This window comes from Pseudonocardia sp. HH130629-09 (assembly GCF_001294645.1).
GTDB lineage: Bacteria > Actinomycetota > Actinomycetes > Mycobacteriales > Pseudonocardiaceae > Pseudonocardia.
This window is the reverse complement of the sequence record NZ_CP011868.1, coordinates 1,175,927-1,193,582: the sequence shown is the minus strand read 5'-3', so window position 1 is coordinate 1,193,582 and position 17,656 is coordinate 1,175,927. Positions and strand designations below refer to the sequence as shown.

The 17,656-nt window shown below is 73.7% G+C and carries 19 protein-coding genes and 1 pseudogene; 4 read left to right on the top strand and 16 right to left on the bottom strand.

Annotation, left to right across the window (positions count from 1 at the left end; all coding sequences use genetic code 11):
- The first annotated feature begins 51 nt into the window (after positions 1-51).
- On the top strand, positions 52-1,509 hold the full coding sequence (locus XF36_RS05285; RefSeq protein WP_202968478.1) for an AMP-binding protein: 1,458 nt from the start codon (positions 52-54) through the stop codon (positions 1,507-1,509).
- On the opposite strand, the gene XF36_RS05280 is transcribed toward XF36_RS05285, so the two are convergent.
- The gene (locus XF36_RS05280; protein WP_060711122.1) at positions 1,497-2,285 is read right to left on the bottom strand and encodes a TrmH family RNA methyltransferase; all 789 of its coding nucleotides are present in this window, start codon (positions 2,283-2,285) and stop codon (positions 1,497-1,499) included. The genes XF36_RS05285 and XF36_RS05280 overlap by 13 nt on opposite strands.
- 79 nt (positions 2,286-2,364) lie before the next feature.
- On the opposite strand from XF36_RS05280, the gene XF36_RS05275 reads away from it, so the two are divergent.
- The gene (locus tag XF36_RS05275) at positions 2,365-3,180 is read left to right on the top strand and encodes a crotonase/enoyl-CoA hydratase family protein (protein ID WP_020626272.1); all 816 of its coding nucleotides are present in this window, start codon (positions 2,365-2,367) and stop codon (positions 3,178-3,180) included.
- A gap of 6 nt (positions 3,181-3,186) precedes the next feature.
- Here the strand turns inward: XF36_RS05275 and XF36_RS05270 are convergent, their stop codons facing one another.
- The 8 genes and pseudogenes from XF36_RS05270 to XF36_RS05240 all read right to left on the bottom strand — a co-directional run bounded on the left by XF36_RS05270 (position 3,187) and on the right by XF36_RS05240 (position 8,392).
- The gene (locus tag XF36_RS05270; RefSeq protein ID WP_064485377.1) at positions 3,187-4,029 is read right to left on the bottom strand and encodes an SAM-dependent methyltransferase; all 843 of its coding nucleotides are present in this window, start codon (positions 4,027-4,029) and stop codon (positions 3,187-3,189) included.
- A gap of 5 nt (positions 4,030-4,034) precedes the next feature.
- Entirely contained in the window at positions 4,035-4,883 is an 849-nt protein-coding gene (locus XF36_RS05265) for an energy-coupling factor ABC transporter ATP-binding protein (RefSeq protein WP_060711121.1), read from the bottom strand.
- The gene (cbiQ, locus tag XF36_RS05260) at positions 4,880-5,611 is read right to left on the bottom strand and encodes a cobalt ECF transporter T component CbiQ (RefSeq protein ID WP_060711120.1); all 732 of its coding nucleotides are present in this window, start codon (positions 5,609-5,611) and stop codon (positions 4,880-4,882) included. The genes XF36_RS05265 and cbiQ overlap by 4 nt, the downstream gene beginning before the upstream one ends.
- Positions 5,611-5,901 (bottom strand): energy-coupling factor ABC transporter substrate-binding protein, encoded by a 291-nt coding sequence (locus tag XF36_RS05255; protein ID WP_020626268.1) that lies wholly within the window; start codon positions 5,899-5,901, stop codon positions 5,611-5,613. Before XF36_RS05255 ends, cbiQ begins: the two co-directional genes overlap by 1 nt.
- A complete protein-coding gene (locus tag XF36_RS05250; protein ID WP_255357092.1) occupies positions 5,898-6,470 on the bottom strand; it encodes an energy-coupling factor ABC transporter permease in 573 nt (190 codons plus the stop codon). Before XF36_RS05250 ends, XF36_RS05255 begins: the two co-directional genes overlap by 4 nt.
- A 67-nt stretch (positions 6,471-6,537) precedes the next feature.
- Positions 6,538-6,657: pseudogene (locus tag XF36_RS34780) on the bottom strand (energy-coupling factor ABC transporter permease); the annotation flags it as partial.
- 130 nt (positions 6,658-6,787) lie between these two features.
- The gene (locus tag XF36_RS05245) at positions 6,788-7,300 is read right to left on the bottom strand and encodes a hypothetical protein (RefSeq protein ID WP_060711119.1); all 513 of its coding nucleotides are present in this window, start codon (positions 7,298-7,300) and stop codon (positions 6,788-6,790) included.
- A gap of 276 nt (positions 7,301-7,576) precedes the next feature.
- Positions 7,577-8,392: a SigB/SigF/SigG family RNA polymerase sigma factor gene (locus tag XF36_RS05240; protein ID WP_060711118.1), complete on the bottom strand. Its 816-nt coding sequence runs from the start codon at positions 8,390-8,392 to the stop codon at positions 7,577-7,579.
- A 158-nt stretch (positions 8,393-8,550) separates the two neighbouring features.
- On the opposite strand from XF36_RS05240, the gene XF36_RS05235 reads away from it, so the two are divergent.
- Positions 8,551-8,982: an ATP-binding protein gene (locus XF36_RS05235; RefSeq protein ID WP_082375179.1), complete on the top strand. Its 432-nt coding sequence runs from the start codon at positions 8,551-8,553 to the stop codon at positions 8,980-8,982.
- A gap of 122 nt (positions 8,983-9,104) precedes the next feature.
- On the opposite strand, the gene XF36_RS32170 is transcribed toward XF36_RS05235, so the two are convergent.
- From XF36_RS32170 to XF36_RS05220, 4 genes are all read right to left on the bottom strand, one after another.
- Positions 9,105-9,254 carry a hypothetical protein gene (locus tag XF36_RS32170; protein WP_168169458.1) on the bottom strand — a complete coding sequence of 50 codons (150 nt, stop codon included), beginning with the start codon at positions 9,252-9,254 and terminating at the stop codon, positions 9,105-9,107.
- Positions 9,255-9,348: 94 nt separating this feature from the next.
- Positions 9,349-10,758, bottom strand: a complete 1,410-nt coding sequence (gene pntB, locus XF36_RS05230) for a Re/Si-specific NAD(P)(+) transhydrogenase subunit beta (RefSeq protein WP_060711116.1) — start codon at positions 10,756-10,758, stop codon at positions 9,349-9,351.
- A 3-nt stretch (positions 10,759-10,761) separates the two neighbouring features.
- The gene (locus XF36_RS05225) at positions 10,762-12,288 is read right to left on the bottom strand and encodes a Re/Si-specific NAD(P)(+) transhydrogenase subunit alpha (RefSeq protein WP_082375752.1); all 1,527 of its coding nucleotides are present in this window, start codon (positions 12,286-12,288) and stop codon (positions 10,762-10,764) included.
- 315 nt (positions 12,289-12,603) lie between these two features.
- Entirely contained in the window at positions 12,604-13,323 is a 720-nt protein-coding gene (locus XF36_RS05220) for an SDR family oxidoreductase (protein ID WP_060714435.1), read from the bottom strand.
- A gap of 102 nt (positions 13,324-13,425) precedes the next feature.
- Between XF36_RS05220 and XF36_RS05215 the strand changes: the two genes are divergently transcribed.
- Positions 13,426-14,250, top strand: a complete 825-nt coding sequence (locus XF36_RS05215; RefSeq protein WP_145981265.1) for a helix-turn-helix domain-containing protein — start codon at positions 13,426-13,428, stop codon at positions 14,248-14,250.
- A 153-nt stretch (positions 14,251-14,403) separates the two neighbouring features.
- Here the strand turns inward: XF36_RS05215 and XF36_RS05210 are convergent, their stop codons facing one another.
- From XF36_RS05210 to XF36_RS05200, 3 genes are read right to left on the bottom strand one after another with little or no spacing between them, the layout of a single operon-like run.
- The gene (locus tag XF36_RS05210) at positions 14,404-15,471 is read right to left on the bottom strand and encodes a Rieske 2Fe-2S domain-containing protein (protein ID WP_060711113.1); all 1,068 of its coding nucleotides are present in this window, start codon (positions 15,469-15,471) and stop codon (positions 14,404-14,406) included.
- Positions 15,472-15,499: 28 nt separating this feature from the next.
- Complete coding sequence (locus XF36_RS05205) at positions 15,500-16,285, bottom strand: class I SAM-dependent methyltransferase (RefSeq protein WP_060711112.1); 786 nt, start codon at positions 16,283-16,285, stop codon at positions 15,500-15,502.
- Positions 16,282-17,592 carry a cytochrome P450 gene (locus XF36_RS05200; protein ID WP_202968477.1) on the bottom strand — a complete coding sequence of 437 codons (1,311 nt, stop codon included), beginning with the start codon at positions 17,590-17,592 and terminating at the stop codon, positions 16,282-16,284. The genes XF36_RS05205 and XF36_RS05200 overlap by 4 nt, the downstream gene beginning before the upstream one ends.
- Positions 17,593-17,656: the final 64 nt, after the last annotated feature.

Genomic DNA, 17,656 nt, shown 5'->3' with positions numbered 1-17,656 from the left:
CGTCGAGGAGCTGCTCGACGCCTCGCCGCCGACCGCGACCGCGAGGCGCTGGTGCACCGCGACCGCCGGATCCGCGCCGGCGAGCTGGGGGACACGGTGCACAGGCTCGCCCACGTCCTCGACGAGCGGGTCGAGCGGGGATCGGTCGTCGCGCTGCTGGCGGGCAACACCCCCGAGGCCGTCGTCGCGCGGCTCGCGGTGACCCTGCTCGGTGCCGGGATCACCCAGCCGCACGAGGGTCTGTCGGCCGCCGCCACGGCCCGGATCGTCGCCGACGTCGAGGCGCCGCTGATACTCGCCGACGCCGACGCCGCCGCGTCCGCCGAGGCGGTCCTGGCGCTCGTCGACGGCGTCGAGGTCCTCTGGCTGGGTGCCCACGACGGCGGCACCGACCTGCTGGAGCTCGCCGCGGCCGCGTGGGCCGAGCCGGTCCGGGGCCGGGCCCGCCCGCACGACGTCGAGCAGATCCGCCACACCGGCGGCACCACCGGGCACCCGAAGGGCATCACCTACACCTTCGACCACCACCGGCGCGGCGCCGAGATGCGCCGCCGGGCCGGCAACTTCGGCGCGGGCGCCACCGGCGGGCGGCTGCTCGTCGCCACCCCGGTCGCCCACGTCGGCGGCTCGATGGCCGACCGCACGCTGGCCGAGGGCGGCACCGTCGTGCTGCAGGACTCCTTCGAGCCGGGTGCGTTCCTCGCCGCGATCGAGCGGGAGCGGATCACCCACACCTTCCTGCTGCCGCCGCTGATCCACCGCCTCCTCGACCACCTCGACCTGGACCGGACCGACCTGTCGTCGCTGCGGTCGCTGGTCTACGGCGGTGCCCCCGCCAACCCGCGCCGCATCGCCGAGGCGCTGCGCCGGATCGGCCCGGTGTTCACCCAGTTCTACGGCCAGACCGAGGCCGGCGGGATCAGCGTGCTCACCGCCGAGGAGCACCGGAACCCCGACCTGCTCGGTACCGTCGGGCGGCCGATAACCACCACCACGATCGCCATCACCGACGCCGACGGCCGGCCCGTCGCCCCGGGCGAACGCGGCGAGCTGTGGGTGCACACCGGCATGGAGATGGACGGCTACTGGAAGCAGCCGGAGCTGAGCGCCGCGACGGTCGTCGACGGCTGGGTCCGCACCGGTGACGTCGCCCGCCAGGACGCCGACGGCTACCTGCACCTGCTCGACCGGGTGAAGGACATGATCGTCGTCGTGGGCGGGCACGTGTACACCTCCGAGCTGGAGGACCTGCTCATGGAGCACCCGGCCGTCCGGCACGCCGCGGTCTTCGGCGTGCCCGACGACGACGGCACCGAGACCGTGCACGCCGCCGTCGTCACCGACTCCCCGTCCCCGAGCGCGGACGAGCTGACCGACCTGGTCGCCGACCGCGCCGGTGCGATGTACGTGCCGAGCACCGTGGAGTTCGTCGAGCGGATCCCGCTGACCGGGATCGGCAAGACCGACAAGAAGCGGCTGCGCGCCGAGCTCGCCGGTCAGCCGCGCTGACGGACCGCCTCGTAGAGCACCACGGCCGCGGCGATCGAGGCGTTGAGCGAGTTGACCCGCCCCCGCATCGGGATGACCACCGTGGCGTCGGCCCGGTCGAGCCACGCGTCGGTCACCCCGGTCGCCTCGGTCCCGATGACCAGCGCGCTCGGCCCCGTCAGGTCGGTGGCGGCGAGCCCGGTCGTCCCCGCCGGGGTGGTGACGAGGGTGGCGATGCCGCGCCGGTCGAGCCAGTGGAGGACCTCGGGGGTCGACGCGGATGCGACCGGCACCGCGAACACCGTCCCCTTGGACGCGCGCACCACGTTGGGGTTGGCGAAGTCGGTGCCGCCCCGCTCGGGCGTCGCGATGACCACAGCGTCCGCCCCGCACGCCTCGGCGGTGCGCAGCATCGCCCCGACGTTGCCGGGCTTCTCGACGCCCTCGGCGACCAGCACGAGCGGGTCCGGCCCGAGGTCCAGCTCGTCGAGCGGGCGGCCGGGGGCCGGTGCGACGGCGAGCCAGCCGTCCGGGGACTCGCGGTAGGCGATCCGGGCGAACACCTCCCGGCTCACCGAGAACACCCGCGCCGACGGCATCCGGGCCAGCAGCGAGTCGGACCGCACCAGGTCCGGCGCCCAGTACAGCTCGCTCGGCTCGACGCCGGCGTCGAGCGCGAGCGCCAGCTCGTCGTGCCCCTCGATCACGGTGACGCCCGCCGCGTCGCGGTGGCGACGGGTGCGCAGCCGGACCAGGTTCTTGACGCGCGGGTTGGCGGTGCTGGTCAGGTCGGGCACCGGACGAGCCTAGGACACCGCCGTCCTACTCCGGGGTAACCTCCCGGTGACCGGGCTGGACACGTGGAGGGTGGGACCGATGGGCGAGCCGACGGGGATCGCGGTCGAGGTGACGGACGGGGTCGCGCGGCTGCGCCTGGACCGCCCGAAGGCGGCGAACGCGCTGCACGAGCCGATGTGGTTCGGGCTGCGTGACGCGGTGCGCGAGCTGGACGCCGACCCCGCGGTGCGGGTCGTGGTGATCAGCGGCAACGGGCGGCACTTCTGTTCGGGCATCGACGTGTCGATGCTGGGCGGGCTGCGCGAGAAGGCCTCGGGTGACTCGGTGGGTCACGGCGCCGACGCGCTGCGCCGCACGATCCTCGACCTGCAGGACTGCCTGACCGCGATCGAGCGCTGCCGCACACCGGTGATCGCCGCGATCCACGGCGTCTGCCTCGGGGCTGGTCTGGACCTGGCCGTCGCCTGCGACCTGCGCTACGCGACCGCCGACGCGTCGTTCGTGCTGAAGGAGGTCGACATGGGCCTGGCCGCCGACGTCGGCGTCCTGCAGCGGCTGCCGCGCATCGTCGGCGAGGGCGTTACCCGCGAGCTGGCCTACACCTGCCGTCCGGTGTCCGGCACCGAGGCGAAGGAGCTGCGCCTGGTCAACGGCGTGTACGACGACGCCGAGGCGCTGGAGAACGGTGTCGCCGAGCTCGCCGCGTCGCTGGCGGCGAAGTCCCCGCTGGCGCTGCGCGGCACGAAGTACGCGATCACCTACGCCCGCGACCACTCCGTCGCCGACGGGCTCGACCAGATCGCCACCTGGAACGGCGGGCAGCTCGTGTCGGCCGACCTGACCGAGGCCGTCACCGCGTTCATGGAGAAGCGCCAGGGCGTCTACCGGGACTGATCCGCCCTACCGTCGCGGGACGACCTCACCGACGACCGCGTACATCCCGGCGGGGCCGGCGGGCGACCGCCCGGCCTCGGCCCGCCAGTCGGCGACGTCGACCATGCCCGGCTCCAGCAGCTCCAGCCGGTGCCCGGGCCGGTCGACGAGCAGCCTGCGCAGCAGGGCCCGGTCCCGGGACCGGGCCGGCTGCGCGGTGTCCTGGGTGAACCGCTCGACCGTGCGCATCCGTTCGGCGATGCGCGGGTCGTCGACATCGGTGCTGCCGTGCGAGACGACGAGCATGCTGCCGGGGCCGAACGCCGTCGCGTAGCGGTCGAACAGGGCGCCGAGCAGGTCGTCGTCGCCGACGAAGTGCAGCACCGAGACCGCGAGCACGGCGACCGGCTCGGCCGGGTCGAGCAGGCCCGCCACGCCCGGGGCGGCGAGCACGGCCTCGACGTCGGTGAGGTCGGCCGCGGTGATCGAGGCACCCTCCACACCGGTCAGGAGCTGGCGGCTCATCGCGACCGACACCGGCTCGACGTCGACGTAGGCGACGCGTGCCGTCGGGTCGGCACGGTGGGCGATCTCGTGCACCGGCTCGGCGGTGGGGATGCCGGAGCCGAGGTCGAGGAACTGGCGCACCCCCCGGTCGAGACAGGCACGCACGGCCCGGCCGAGGAAGGCCCGGTTGGCGAGCGCGAGCTCCCGCGTGTCGGGCAGCGCGACGAGCAGGCGCTCGGCGAACTCCCGGTCGGTGGCGAAGTTGTGGCCGCCGCCGAGCATGTAGTCGTAGATCCGCGCCGGGTTGGGCAGCGTCAGGTCGATCTCGTCCACCGGGACGGGTGCGGGTTCCGGGACGGTCATGGACCTCACCCTCCCGCCGGTGTCTCCCTGGCCGCAAGTCCCGACAGGACCTCGTGCAGCTCCGCCGCCGTGGCGGGGGTCGTTCCCGGGAGGCCCACCAGCGCGAGCAGCCGCGCGACGGCCGGTGCCCAGGCCGGGCCGAGCCGGGCGTCCGCGAGCAACGCGGCGTCGCCGAGGATCTCGGCCGCCGGACCGCGCCGCACCCGCCCCCGCGCGACGACGGCGACGTCGTCGGCCCAGCGGTGGGCGAGGTCGACGTCGTGGGTGGACAGCACGACCGCGGTCCCGGCGCACTGCAGGTCCTGCAGCACGACGACGAGCTCCTCCACCCCGGCCGGGTCCAGGCCCGCGGTCGGCTCGTCGAGCACCAGCACCCGGGGCCGGACGGCGAGGGCACCGGCGATCGCAACCCGCTTGCGCTGTCCGAACGACAGCCGGTGCGTCGGCCGGTCGGCGAGGTCGGCGATGCCGACGGCGGCCAGCGCGTCGTGCACCCGGGCGTCGACCTCGGCCCCGTCGAGACCGAGGTTGAGCGGCCCGAACGACACGTCCTGCGCGACGTCGGCGGAGAACAGCTGGTCGTCGGGGTCCTGCAGGACGAGCTGGGCGGACTCGCGCAGCCGAACCAACCCGCGGCGGGTGCGCCGGACCGGCTCACCGTCGAGCAGGACCTCCCCGGCCGCCGGGGCGAGCAGCCCGAGCAGCAGCCGGAACAGGGTGGTCTTGCCGCCGCCGTTGGGTCCGAGCACGGCGAGCCGGCGCCCCGGGTCGACGGCGAGGTCCGCCCCGTCGAGCACGACCGGCCCGTCCGGGTAGGCGAAGACCAGTCCGCGGGCCTCCAGGACCGCGGTCACGGGAGGACCACCAGTGCCGTCAGCGGGACGGCGACGAGCAGCGCCGCGCTCGCCGCGACGAAGGCGGGCGAGACGATGCGGGCAGGCACCCGGACACGCAGCGATCCGTCGTAGCCGCGGGAGGCGAGGCCCGCCTCGAGGCGGCGGGCACGGTCGAAGGCCCGGACGAACACCGCGCTCCCCTGCGCGGCCAGCGACCGGAAGGTGGTCCGCCGCGTCCGGAACCCCATCCGGAGGGACTGGGCCTCCCGGACCGCGGTCAGCGAGTCCAGCAGCAGGAACAGCATCCGGTAGACGAGCAGGGTGATCTCCAGGACGGCAGGTGGCACCCACCGCAGCCGCGGCAGGGTGTCCGCGAGCGGCGTCGTCGCGGCGAAGAGGATCAGGCAGGCCACCGCAGCCAGCGAGCGTCCGACGAGCGCGGCCGCCCGGGCCGGGCCGCCCGGTGCGAGTGCGAGCCACGGGTCCCCGCCCACGGTCACCAGCAGCGGCAGCGCCCCCACGACGACGAACCCGAGCGGCAGGGCGAGCAGCCGCAGCGCGGTCCGCCACGGCACCCGGGCCCCACCCAGGAGCAGCGCCAGCGCCGCGCCACCGGTCAGCACGGCACCGGGCCACGGCGGGAGGACGACCGCGAGCAGCAGGAGCCCCAGGGCGAGGAACGCCTTCTCCCCCGGGTGCCGGGACCGCCAGCGGTTGGCGTGGGCGGTCTCGTCGATCAGCAGCATCAGGTCTGCCGGGCGGCCTTCTCCCGGCTGCGCGTGCGGGCGACGCCGATGCAGTAGCCGAGCACGCCCGCGCCGGCCGCGGCCTGCATCGCGAAGATCCCGGACTCGATCTCGCCCGACGGCGGCTCCCACACCGGGCTGAACCACGGCTGGTAGCCGGTGGCCTCGATGGCCTCACCCGCCTGGCCGTCGGACCCGGCGTACTCGCCGGGCACGAACAGCACCGGCACCGCGAACAACGCGACGACGGCGACGACCAGCAGGATGTTCACGACGGTCGAGCGACTCACGCCGACGCCTCCTTCTCCGGGCCCTGCGCGGTCGCGGCCGGGGCGGCGCCACCGGTGTCGGTGGTCGTGCTCGTCGTCGTGGCCGTGCTCGTGGCCGGACGCAGCACGCCGAGGCGGCGCAGCTCGTCCGGGGTGATGCGCACGAGCAGCCGTACGACGAGCACGGTCAGCAGCCCCTCGGCCACGGCCAGCGGGATCTGCGTGATCGAGAAGATCGAGGCGAAGGTGACGAAGGCTCCGCCGAACCCGGAGGTGGGGTCGGGGAACGCGAGCGCCAGCTGCGCGCTGGTGATCGTGTAGGTGCCGAGGTCACCGAGGAAGGCCGCGGCGAACACCGCGGGCCCCAGCGACCCCCCGAACCTGCGGACCACGACGTAGGCGCCGTAGGCGATCCACGGCCCGGCGATCGCCATGGAGAACGCGTTGGCGCCGAGCGTGGTCAGCCCGCCGTGGGCGAGCAGGACGGCCTGGAAGAACAGCACCACAGTCCCGAGCAGCGCCATCACCGGTGGTCGGAACAGCGCCGCGCCCAGCCCGGTGCCGGTCGGGTGCGACGACGACCCGGTCACCGACGGTGATCTTGAGCGCGGACAGGACGAAGGTGAACGCGCCGGCCGCGGCGAGCAGCAGCTTGGTGTCCGGATCCTCGCGCACGCGCTGTACCACGGCCCGGGCGCCGTGCACGACGAACGGCGCGGCGACGACGGTCCAGGCCGCCGCGTGCAGCGGCGGGAGATAGCCCTCGGCGATGTGCACGGACGAACGCTACGGCCCCACCGTTAGCTCGTGCAAGCCTGAACATCCGGACAGGTGTGCAGTGCCTGACATTCGTCGACGCCCGGACCCGGCCGGGTCCGGGCGTCGCCGGTGCCGCGGTGTGCGGTGGTCAGACGCGCGCACCGTTGGTGTGGTGCACCTCGGCGGGGCGCTCGGCGGTGGCCTTGTGCTCGGCCGCGGCGGCGAGCCGGCCGGCCGCCTGCTCGGCCTCACGACGGCGCTGCTCCCGCTCGGCGGGCGTGGTCTCGGGCGTACCGACACCGCTGCCCGGCTGCCCGGCGACGACCCGCTCCTTCGCCAGCTTCCGGGCCTTCTTCTCCGCCTTCGCGGCAGCGTCGCGCTGGGCGACCTTCTCCAGCCGCGCGGCCTTCGCCTTCGCGGCGGCCTTCTTCTCGGCAGCCGCCGCCTTCTTCTGCGCAGCACGCGCGGCCTTCGCCTGCTTGCGGGCCTTCTTCTCGGCCTTGCGGGCGGCGCGGACGGCCTTCTCGGCGTCCTTCTCCTCCGCGCGGCGGGCCTTCTTCGTCTCGGCCTTCGCGGCCTCGACGGCCTCCCGGCCGCTCTTCTTGCCCTTCTTGCTCTTCGTGCCCTTCTCGGTCACGGACTTCTTCTCCTGCACGGCCATACCCGGGTCCTCTCCTGTCCTCGCGACCGACGGCACGACGCGGGACCGGCCGATGGGGACACCGGCCGGGCGCCGAGGTGCGGGCGAGGGTCTCGCCCACATCGTCGGATGCGCAACACCGCGACCCGGTGAACGGGCGGCGGCGTACGCGGAACACGACAGGCTACCCCCGGAGACCGGTGGGGAACCGCCCAGGTGACGGCGATGTGATGCCGACCGGACCGGCTACCCCGGTCGGACCTTCACGGACACCTGATCGTCGTAGCGGAACGGCGGTCAGCCCGCCTCGGGAACCCCGTCGTGCTGGTCCTGGTCGTCGGCGAGGTGACCGCGCAGGGTCACCAGGGCCCGGGCGAGCAGCCGCGACACGTGCATCTGCGACAGCCCCACCTGGGCGGCGATCTGGGTCTGGGTCTGGTTGCCGAAGAACCGCAGCATGAGGATGGTCCGTTCCCGCTCGGGGAGCTTGCGCAGGGCCGGGCGCAGCGACTCGCGGGCCTCGACCGCGTCCATCCCGGCGTCGATGCCCCCGACGATCTCGCCGAGCGGGTTGTCGGTGTCGCCGACGAGCTTGTCGAGCGAGTCCGACCGGTAGGAGTCCTGGGCCTGCAGCCCCTCGATGACCTCCTCCCGGCTGATGTCGAGGTGCTCGGCGAGCTCGGAGACCTTCGGGGCGCAGCCGTGCCGCGAGGCCAGCTCCTCCTGGGCGCGCGTCATGCGGCTCTGGATGTCCTTGAGCCGCCGCGGCACCCGCATCGACCAGGTGCGGTCGCGGAAGTATCGGCGGATCTCCCCGGTGATCGTGGGGACGGCGTAGGCCAGGAACGGGGTGCCCTGCTCCGGGTCGAACCGGTCCAGCGCGTTGAGCAGACCGATCGCGCCGACCTGCTCCAGGTCCTCGACGGGCTCGCCGCGGTGCCGGTAGCGCCCGGCGATGTGCCGGACCACCGGGTGGTAGCCCTGTGCCAGCTCGGAGCGCAGCCGCTCCCGTTCCGGATCCCCGGGGCCGGCGGCCGCGAAGGCACGGAGAGGCTCGACGAGGTGGGTGTACTCGTCGGGGCGGGTGTCCGCGTCCGTACTCGGCTCAGCCATGCCGTCTCCGCGGCCGGCAACGATCGACTGCCATCACCGATCGACGGTAGGCCGCGGGCCGCGGGCCCGCACGTCGAACTTCGCGTGACCTGGTCGGTTCTTTCGATCGGCGGTCACTCCGATGAGTTGCACGGCGACCTGGTGGGTACTGCTGCCCCATGCCCCCGACTTTGTGTGTCGAGCTGCCCGTCGAACCCGCGTCGGCAGGTCGCTCCCGCCGGGAGACCCGCAGGTGGCTCGCGTCGCTGTGCGGGACCGACGAGCAGTGCCCGACCGTGCAGGACCTCGTCCTCGCGGTGAACGAGGCCGTGTCCAACTGCATCGAGCACGCCTACGGGGCCGCCGGCTCGGAGGCCGCCGCGACGGTCCTGCTGCACGGCGAGGCCGAGGGATACCGGGTGCGGATGGAGGTCAGCGACCGCGGGTGCTGGCGCGACCCGCCCACCGACCCCGGCCACCGTGGACGGGGCATCGGGATGATCGAGGCGGTCGCGGAGGACGTGCGGGTGGAGCCGGGTCCGGACGGGACCACCGTCACGTTCCGGGGCCGGATCGGCCGCTGCCCGGGGCTGTGCACCCCCGCGTCCTGAGACGCCCGGGCCCACGACGGGCCCCGCAACGACAGGGTCGCCGCACCCCACGCCCGAGGGCGGGTGACGGCGACCGGTTCTCATCGGGCCCGATCCGTCGCGGACCGGGCGGTGGGGTCAGGTCAGTCCCACATGACGGTCGACGGGTCGTCGGACCGGTGGCCGCGGTGGCCCCCGCGGGCGACCGGGGTGTAGCGCCCGTCGTGCCGGGCCTGCTCGCTCTCGGGGTGGGGCCAGGTCTCGTTCGCGTGCTGCGTGCTGCTCTCACTCATGGTCACAGGGTGCCCACCGGACGTTCCGGGCAAGCGGAGCGCAGGAGTCGGCTCGGTAACACCTGCGCCCCGCCCGGGTGAAGACCCCCGACGGTCAGCCCGTCCTCGCGAGGCTCTTGATCGAGGCGAGGATGTCCTGCACGCGCTCCTTGGCGTCGCCGAACAGCATCTGGGTGTTGTCCCGGAAGAAGAGCGGGTTCTGGACGCCCGCGTAGCCGGTGGCCATCGACCGCTTGAAGACGATCACGTCCTTGGCGTCCCACACCCGCAGCACCGGCATCCCGGCGATCGGGGATCCCGGGTCCTCCGACGCGGCCGGGTTGACCGTGTCGTTGGCGCCGATCACCAGCACGACGTCGGTCTCGGCGAGGTCGTCGTTGATCTCGTCCATCTCCAGGACGATGTCGTAGGGCACCTGGGCCTCGGCGAGCAGCACGTTCATGTGGCCGGGGAGCCGTCCCGCGACCGGGTGGACACCGAAGCGCACCTTCACGCCGGCGTCGCGCAGTGACCGGGTCAGCTCCGCCACCGGGTACTGGGCCTGGGCGACCGCCATGCCGTAGCCGGGGGTGATCACGACGCTCCCGGCGTTCGCGAGCAGCTCGGCGACGCCGTCGGCGTCGATCTCGCGGTGCTCGCCCTCCACCGCGGCGGCCGCCGAGGAGGTGGCCCCGAAGCCGCCGGCGATGACCGAGATGAACGACCGGTTCATCGCCTTGCACATGATGTAGGACAGGTAGGCACCGGAGGACCCGACGAGCGCGCCGGTGATGATCAGCAGGTCGTTGCCGAGCAGGAAGCCCGCCGCCGCGGCGGCCCATCCGGAGTAGGAGTTCAGCATCGACACCACGACCGGCATGTCACCGCCGCCGATCGAGGCGACCAGGTGCAGGCCGAGCAGCAGCGCCAGCACCGTGAGCACGGCCAGGATCCACATCTGCGGCGTGATGACGAAGAACACCGTCAGCACCGCGAACGCGACGAGCGCGCCGAGGTTGAGGACGTTCTTGCCGGGCAGCATCAGCGGCGCCGACTTGATCTTCGCCGACAGCTTCAGGTAGGCGATCACCGAGCCGGTGAAGGTCACCGCACCGATGAAGACCCCGACCGCGACCTCGGCGTGGTGAATCCCCAGCAGCGGTCCCTCCAGCACCAGGTGCCCGGCCTCGACTTCCAGGAAGCCGTTCCAGCCGACCAGCACCGCGGCGAGACCGACGAAGCTGTGCATGAGCGCGATGAGCTCGGGCATGCCCGTCATCTCGACGACGCGTGCCCGCCAGAGCCCGATCGCCGCACCGATGACGACGGCCGCGAGCAGCAGCGCGACGCCGAGCCCGGACGCCTGCCCCAGCGCGACGACGGCGGTGGCGACCAGGGCGATGGTCATGCCGGTGATGCCGAACAGCACACCGGACTTGGCGGTCTCGTGCCTCGACAGCCCGGCGAGGCTGATCACGAACAGGATCGCGGCGATCAGGTACGCCGCAGTGGTCCACGTCTGCACGGCTCAGCTCCTCGTGAACATCTGCAGCATGCGGCGCGTCACCGCGAAGCCACCGACGATGTTGATGGCGGCGAGCAGCACCGCGACCGCGGCGAGCCCGATGACAAGGGCGTCGCCGCCGGTGCCGATCTGCAGGATCGCGCCGACGACGATGATCCCGGAGATCGCGTTCGTGACCGACATCAGCGGCGTGTGCAGCGCGTGGTGCACGTTGCCGATGACGTAGAAGCCGATGACGATCGCCAGCACGAACACCGTGAGGTGCCCTGCGAGCTCGGCCGGGGCCAGTGCCGTGACCGCGAACAGCGCCACCGCGCCGACGACGCCGGCGGCGAGCCCCGCGTAGGGGGACCGTGGCTTCTCCGGCTCCGTCGCCACGGGCTCGGCGGCCGGTTGGGCCGCGGGCGCCGCACTCACCTTCACCTGGGGCGGGGGCCAGAGCGTTTCCCCCGCGTGCGCGATCGTGATGCCACGGACCACCGTGTCGTCCAGGTCGAGCGCAAGCCGCCCGTCCTTCTCCGGGGTCATCAGCTTGAGCAGGTTCAGCACGTTCGTGCCGTAGAGCTGCGACGCCTGCGCGGGCAACCGGGCGGCGAGGTCGGTGTAGCCGATGATCGTCACGCCGTGGTCGGTGACGACGGCCTCGCCGGCCACCGACCCCTCCACGTTCCCGCCCTGGGAGGCCGCCATGTCGACGACCACGCTGCCCGGGCGCATCGACGCCACGTCAGAGGCGGTGATCAGCTTCGGCGCGGGCCGCCCCGGGATGAGCGCGGTGGTGATGATGATGTCGCAGTCCGCGGCCTGCTCGGAGTAGATCTCGGCCGCACGCTTGTCGTAGTCCGCCGAGGTCGCCTTGGCGTAGCCGTCGGTGGACGCCTCCTGCTCCACCTCGACGGCCAGGTACTCCCCGCCGAGCGACCGCACCTGGTCGGCGACCTCGGAGCGCGGGTCGGTCGCCCGAACCACCGCGCCCAGGCTGTTGGCGGCGGCGATGGCGGCGAGCCCGGCGACGCCCGCCCCGGCCACGAGCACCTTCGCCGGCGGGACCTTGCCCGCGGCGGTGACCTGACCGGTGAAGAACCGGCCGAACACGTGGGCCGCCTCGATCACCGCGCGGTAGCCCGCGATGTTCGCCATCGACGACAGCACGTCCATCGACTGGGCCCGCGAGATCCGGGGCACCGCGTCCATCGACAGGGCGGTGACGCCCTGGGCGGCGAGCGCGGCCGTGCGTTCCTCCTCGAAGCGCGGCGCGAGCATCGCGATCAGCACGGAGCCCTCGCGCAGCTTGCCGATCTCGTCGGGCTGCGGGGCGTTGATGCGCACCACGACGTCGGCGTCCCAGACGGGACCGTCGGCGACGTCGGCGCCCGCCTCGGCGTAGGCCTCGTCGGTGAACCCGGCCCGGGCACCGGCCCCGGACTCGACGGTGACGGCGTAGCCGAGACCGACCACCTTCGCGACGGTCTCGGGGCTCATCGCCACGCGCGTCTCGGGCTCGGACTCCGCGGCCACACCGATCCGCATCACCGGTCCCGACGGCTCAGGGCTGTCGCTCATGCACTCTCCTCGATCTTGCGCGTGCCTCGTCGCTCGCGCTGGTCGCGGGCCTTTCGGAAGGTAATGCCGGAAGCGGGCGCGTGCAGTCACGACTACGTCACAGGCCGGACCGGTACCCCGGCGAGGCACGGCTGACGTGGGCGGCAGCGTAGCGCCGGGGAGAAGCTCGCAGCCCCTCCGATGTGCTGGGCGGGGGAACGCGGACCCGGTCCCGGCGCCGCCGGCGCGCGACCACGGTGCGGGCGGCACCGGGCCGGCGCGGGCCCGCGCCGGGGCGAGCGGTCAGCGCTGACGGGCGGGCCGCACCACGATCTCGTTGACGTCGACGTCCTCGGGCTGGGCGAGGGCGAAGGACACCGAGCGGGCGATGGCATCGGGGTCGATCGCGTGGGCGCGGTAGGTGCGCATCCCGCCCGCTGCGTCCGGATCGGAGATCGAGTCCGCGAGCTCGGACGTGACCACGCCGGGGGTCAGGGTGGTCACGCGGATCGAGGGGTCGCTCTCCAGGCGGAGGCCCTCGGTGATCGCCCACGCCGCGTACTTCGTGCCCGAGTACACCGCCGCCGTCGGGACGACCTGGTGCGCGCCGATGCTCGCGGTCGTGACGAAGTGCCCGCCACCCTGCTCGGTGAACACCGGCAGAGCCGCGGCGATGCCGTGCAGCAGACCGCGCAGGTTCACGTCGACCATCCGATCCCACTCGTCGACGAGCAGGGCGTCGAGCCGGGACAGCGGCATCACGCCCGCGTTGTTCACCAGGACGTCCACCCGGCCGTGCCGTTCCCGGGCGGAGTCGACGAACGCCCGGACGTCGTCGCGGTCGGTCACGTCGACGCGCACGGCCTCCACAACGCCCCCCGCGCTGTCGGCCAGCGCGGCGAGCCGGTCCGTACGGCGCGCCCCGGCCACGACGACGTGCCCCTCGCCCGCGAGCCGGCGCACCACCGCCTCCCCGATCCCGCTGCTGGCCCCCGTCACCAAGATGATCTTCTGTGTGGTCATGGGCCCACCGTCGCCGGTGCACGCCCGCACCGGGAGGCCCCGGTCGTCCGTGGGTGTGCCGCCCCCACCCACGGCTGCGCCGGACGTCCTACCGTGTGCGGCATGGCTTCGGAGCTCGGCGCGTACCTCGCCACCCGGCGCGCCCGGATCACCCCGGCCGCGGTCGGTCTGCCCTCGGCGGGGTTACGCCGGGTCCCGGGGCTGCGCCGGGAGGAGGTCGCGACGCTCGCCGGGATGAGCGTGGACTACTACGTCCGTCTGGAGCAGGGGCGCGAGCGACGCCCGTCGGCGGAGGTCCTCGAGTCGCTGTCGACGGTCCTGCAACTCGACGCCGACGAGCGCTTGCACCTGTTCGCCCTGGCGGGGGCCACACCCAGGACGGCGACAGCCGTCGCGACGGACCGGGTGGACCCGGCACTGGCGCAGCTGATGGACGCGTGGCCGGACAACCCGGCGCTGGTCCACAACCGGGCCTTCGACGTCCTGGCGACCAACGAGATCGCCGATGCCCTGTTCGGGGGCTGGTCGTTCTCGCGGAACCTCATGGAGATCGTGTTCTGCGATCCGGCCGCCCGCAGCCTCTACGTCGACCGGGACGCCGTCGCGGCGAACACCGTCGCGGGGTTCCGACTCCACCACGGCCGCAACCCGGAGGACCCGCGGATCAGGGCGGTCCTGCACCGGCTGCTCTCGAGCGGCCCGGAGTTCGAGGCGCTGTGGGCGGCGCACGACGCGCGGGGCAAGTCGCTGGAGCGCAAGCGCCTCCGGCATCCCCGGGTGGGGCCGCTGACCCTGACCGTGCAGACCTTCGACGTCCGCTCAGCCCCCGGCCAGCAGCTCGTCGTCTACCACGGTGAGCCGGGCGCCTCCGGCGACGCCCTGCGGCTGCTCGGCTCGCTGGCCGCCACGGACCGGGCACGGGGCTGAGGCGGCTCCCCGCTCGACGTGTCCCCCGGCCCCGGCGGGCCCGCTGTTCCGCCCGTGACGGCCGACCCCGACCGTCGCAGGAGGGGACACCGACCGGCCCGTCGAGGCCGAGCCGCCCCGACCGCAGGCGGGCGCCGGGCCGGTCGGCCCGGGTCAGGTCCGGGGCGGGGCCACCGGAACGTCCCCGCCGGCCGGAGCGGAGTAGAACTGCCGGGCCCACCGCCGGTAGCGGCCGACGGGCCCGTCACCGGGGGCGAGCTTCGGGTACTCGACGTAGATCTGGTGGTTCCACACCGGGAAGTCGGGAGCGGCGTCCCGGAGGGTGATGTGGTGCGCCAGGCGGCTGAACAGCTGCGAGAGCGGGTCGGTGATCAGCCGGCCCAGGACGTCGGGCACGAACGGGACCTTCTCCAGCGCCACGGTGGCGCCCAGGCGCAGGTGGAGCCTGCCCGGCGCCGTGGGGGTCGCGTGCAGCAGGACGTACATGTCACCGAGCGGGCCGAGCCGCGCCACGGCCGCCAACGTCGAGAGGCCGACGACGGTCAGCTCGTAGGACGCGCTGGGGACCAACGCCCGCCCGCCCGCGGTCACCGGGATCGTGCAGGTGGGCTCCCCGATCACCGGATCGGCGTCGATGGTGAGCCCGCTCAGGCCGTGCAGCTGGGTGAGGTGCCCGAAGTCGAACGCGTTCTCGACGATCATCTGCGGATGGCCCGCGAGGTCGACCGTGGTGTGCCGGAAGACGCTGGGCCGCGGGCCGTGCAGGGCGGGCACCTCCCAGGTCGGCGGCTCTCCCAGCGCATGCCGCCACACGTAGACGGAGCTGTTCACCTCGCACACGTCGTACCGCGTCAGCGCGGCCTTCGGCGGCTGCAGCCCGTAGCCGGTCGCCACGCAGGTCCCGCCCGTGTCGAAGGCGAACCGGTGGAACGGGCAGACGATGTTCTCGCCCTCGACCGCGCCGCCCGCCCCCAGATGTGCTCCCAGGTGCGGGCAGTAGGGGCGCACGGCCCGCAGCACTCCCCCGCGGGTGCGGTAGAGCACCACCTCCTCCCCCATCAGCGTGCGGGTGAGGACGCCACCGGGCGGGAGCTCGTCGGAGAAAGCGAGGCAGAACCAGCCGTCGGGATAGGGCAGCGCGGTGCCGGTCCCGGTCGCGGTCAGCGCATCGGCGCGGGCGGGACCGAAGTCGTCGTGGATGTAGCGGGTGAGACCGGACATCGCAGGTCCTCCGTGGTGGTGGGGGTGCTCACGGGCGGGGCCGCCGGCCCCAGGCGGAGATCAGCAGGAACGGCAGGTCGGCATGCCCGGGGTCGTCGAGCAGGGCGAGGCAGTCGGAGATGTCGTCGTCGGAGACGAGATCGTGCTCGCGCAGCAGCGGGCCGAACTGCTCCAGCGAGACACGGACGAGGCTGGTGGCGTTGCCGGTCGACCCCACGACGCCCGGGGTGCAGAGCACACCGACCTCCACCAGCCCGGCTTCGGCGAGCATCAGCGGCAGGCCGGTGGCCCACCCGATGTCGGCGCCCATCCGGCCGGACGCGAGCCGGGAGAGCCCCTCCAGGCAGCGGTGGAAGGCGGTGCGGCTGCCGCCGGGCGGGGTGATGCGGAGTGTGGCGTCGACGCAGACCCACCCGCCCGGCGCGGTCCACCCCACCATCCTGGCCAGCGCGGCGGCCCGGTCGGGCAGGTGCTCCAGCAGGGCGCGGGCGTGCACGAGGTCGAACGAGGCGGCCGGGAAGTCGTCGTGCAGGACGTCGTGCCGCAACGGCGTCAGGTTCCCGACGTCGGTCGGGAGCAGGGTGGTGTCGAGATCGGTGACCACCACCTCGCCCGGCGCACAGCGCCGGGCCAGCCAGCGCCCCACCGACCCGGTCCCCCCGCCGAGCTCCAGGCACCGCCAGCCGGGCATCGGGTCCAGTCCGTCGAGGGCCCGTCGGGAACCTGCGTCGGCGAACTCCTCGTGGGCCCGGAGTCTGCGCAGCTCCAGCGGCTCGTCGTGGTCGAGGTGACCCGCTCCGTAGCCCGCCGTCATGCCTGGCACCCGGCCCCTGCCGAGGGCTCGCCGACCGCCGGTGCGGCGGCCCGTGCCACGACCCGCAGGGTCAGGCCGCGTGCGGTGATGGTGGCCTCCGCCGAAGGCCGGAACGGCTCCGGTGAGAGCGGCTCGACGCGCCAGCGCCGGAGGACCGCGTGCAGCGCGGTGACCATCTCGGTCAGTGCGAAGCGGTCGCCGATGCACTTGCGGGCGCCGGCGCCGAAGGGGAGGTAGGCACTGCGGTCGGGAGCCCGGTCGACCCACCGGCCGGGATCGAACCGATCGGGGTCGCGGTAGAGGTCACCGCGGCGCTGGATCAGGTACGGGCTGACGGCCACCACGGTCCCGCGCGGCAGCTCGACCCCGCCCAGCTCGGTGTCCGCGGTCAGGGTGCGGGTGAACAGCCACGCGGGCGGGAACAGCCGCAGGGTCTCGGTGAGGACCCGGCCGGTGACACCGTCGAGCGGCGGCGGCCGGACTCCGTCCGCTGCCCGTGCCTCCGCCGTGACCTGCTCCTGCACGTCGGGGTGGGTGGCCAGCAGGTGCAGCGCCCACGCGAGCGTGTTCGCGGCGGTCTCGGTGCCGCCGATGAAGAACGTGAGCACCTGGTCGGCCAGCTCGGAATCGGTGAGGGTCGCGCCGTCGTCCACCGCCCCCAGCAGCGAGGACATGAGGTCGCCGTGATCGGTGGGGTCGGCGCGGCGGTTCGCCACGATCGTCGCGACGACGTCGAGGAGCCGCGCGCGGGCCTCGTCGAACCGGCGGTTGAACGGGATGGGCAGCCGGCTCAGCAGCGGCGGCGTGAGCATCCGCCGGAACACACCCCGTACGAGCGTCGTCGTGTCGTCGATGCTCCGGTCGACCACATCCGCGGGCAGCTCACCACTGAAGATCGTCTCCATGGTCGCGCGGGCGGTGAGAGTCATCATCTCGCGGGTGACGTCGAGGTGCTGCCCGGTGTGCCACGCGCTGCTGCTCGCCTCGGCCGTCGCGGCGAACACCTCGGCGTAGCCGGGGAACCGGTCGTTCTGGAACGAGGGCTGGCACAACCGCCGCTGCCGGCGGTGGCTGCTGTGCGGGCAGGTCGACAGGCCGTTGCCGGCGACCTCGCGGATCCGCTCGATCACCGGGCCCTCCTTGTCGTAGGTGCGGTCGTCGAGCAGGACCTTGCGGGTCACGTCCGGGTCGCAGGCCATCACGACCGAGAAGGGGCCCAGACGGATCCGCGCCAGCGGCCCGAGCGCGGGCAGCGACGAGGTGAACGCGAGCGCGTCCCGCAGCAGCGGCACCGCGTGGCCCAGCACCGGCAGCGCGCCGGGTGCGAGCGGGATCGACGGGGGGGCGGGGCATGGTCACCTCGTTGTCTCG

Excerpts from the sequence above, each read along its gene's own strand:
- XF36_RS05275 (WP_020626272.1), top strand. The coding sequence starts at position 2,365 with ATGGGCGAGCCGACGGGGATCGCGGTCGAGGTGACGGACGGGGTCGCG.
- XF36_RS05270 (WP_064485377.1), bottom strand. The coding sequence starts at position 4,029 with ATGACCGTCCCGGAACCCGCACCCGTCCCGGTGGACGAGATCGACCTG.
- cbiQ (WP_060711120.1), bottom strand. The coding sequence starts at position 5,611 with ATGCTGCTGATCGACGAGACCGCCCACGCCAACCGCTGGCGGTCCCGG.
- XF36_RS05245 (WP_060711119.1), bottom strand. The coding sequence starts at position 7,300 with ATGGCCGTGCAGGAGAAGAAGTCCGTGACCGAGAAGGGCACGAAGAGC.
- XF36_RS05240 (WP_060711118.1), bottom strand. The coding sequence starts at position 8,392 with ATGGCTGAGCCGAGTACGGACGCGGACACCCGCCCCGACGAGTACACC.
- XF36_RS05235 (WP_082375179.1), top strand. The coding sequence starts at position 8,551 with ATGCCCCCGACTTTGTGTGTCGAGCTGCCCGTCGAACCCGCGTCGGCA.
- XF36_RS32170 (WP_168169458.1), bottom strand. The coding sequence starts at position 9,254 with ATGAGTGAGAGCAGCACGCAGCACGCGAACGAGACCTGGCCCCACCCC.
- XF36_RS05225 (WP_082375752.1), bottom strand. The coding sequence starts at position 12,288 with ATGCGGATCGGTGTGGCCGCGGAGTCCGAGCCCGAGACGCGCGTGGCG.
- XF36_RS05220 (WP_060714435.1), bottom strand. The coding sequence starts at position 13,323 with ATGACCACACAGAAGATCATCTTGGTGACGGGGGCCAGCAGCGGGATC.
- XF36_RS05215 (WP_145981265.1), top strand. The coding sequence starts at position 13,426 with ATGGCTTCGGAGCTCGGCGCGTACCTCGCCACCCGGCGCGCCCGGATC.
- XF36_RS05210 (WP_060711113.1), bottom strand. The coding sequence starts at position 15,471 with ATGTCCGGTCTCACCCGCTACATCCACGACGACTTCGGTCCCGCCCGC.
- XF36_RS05205 (WP_060711112.1), bottom strand. The coding sequence starts at position 16,285 with ATGACGGCGGGCTACGGAGCGGGTCACCTCGACCACGACGAGCCGCTG.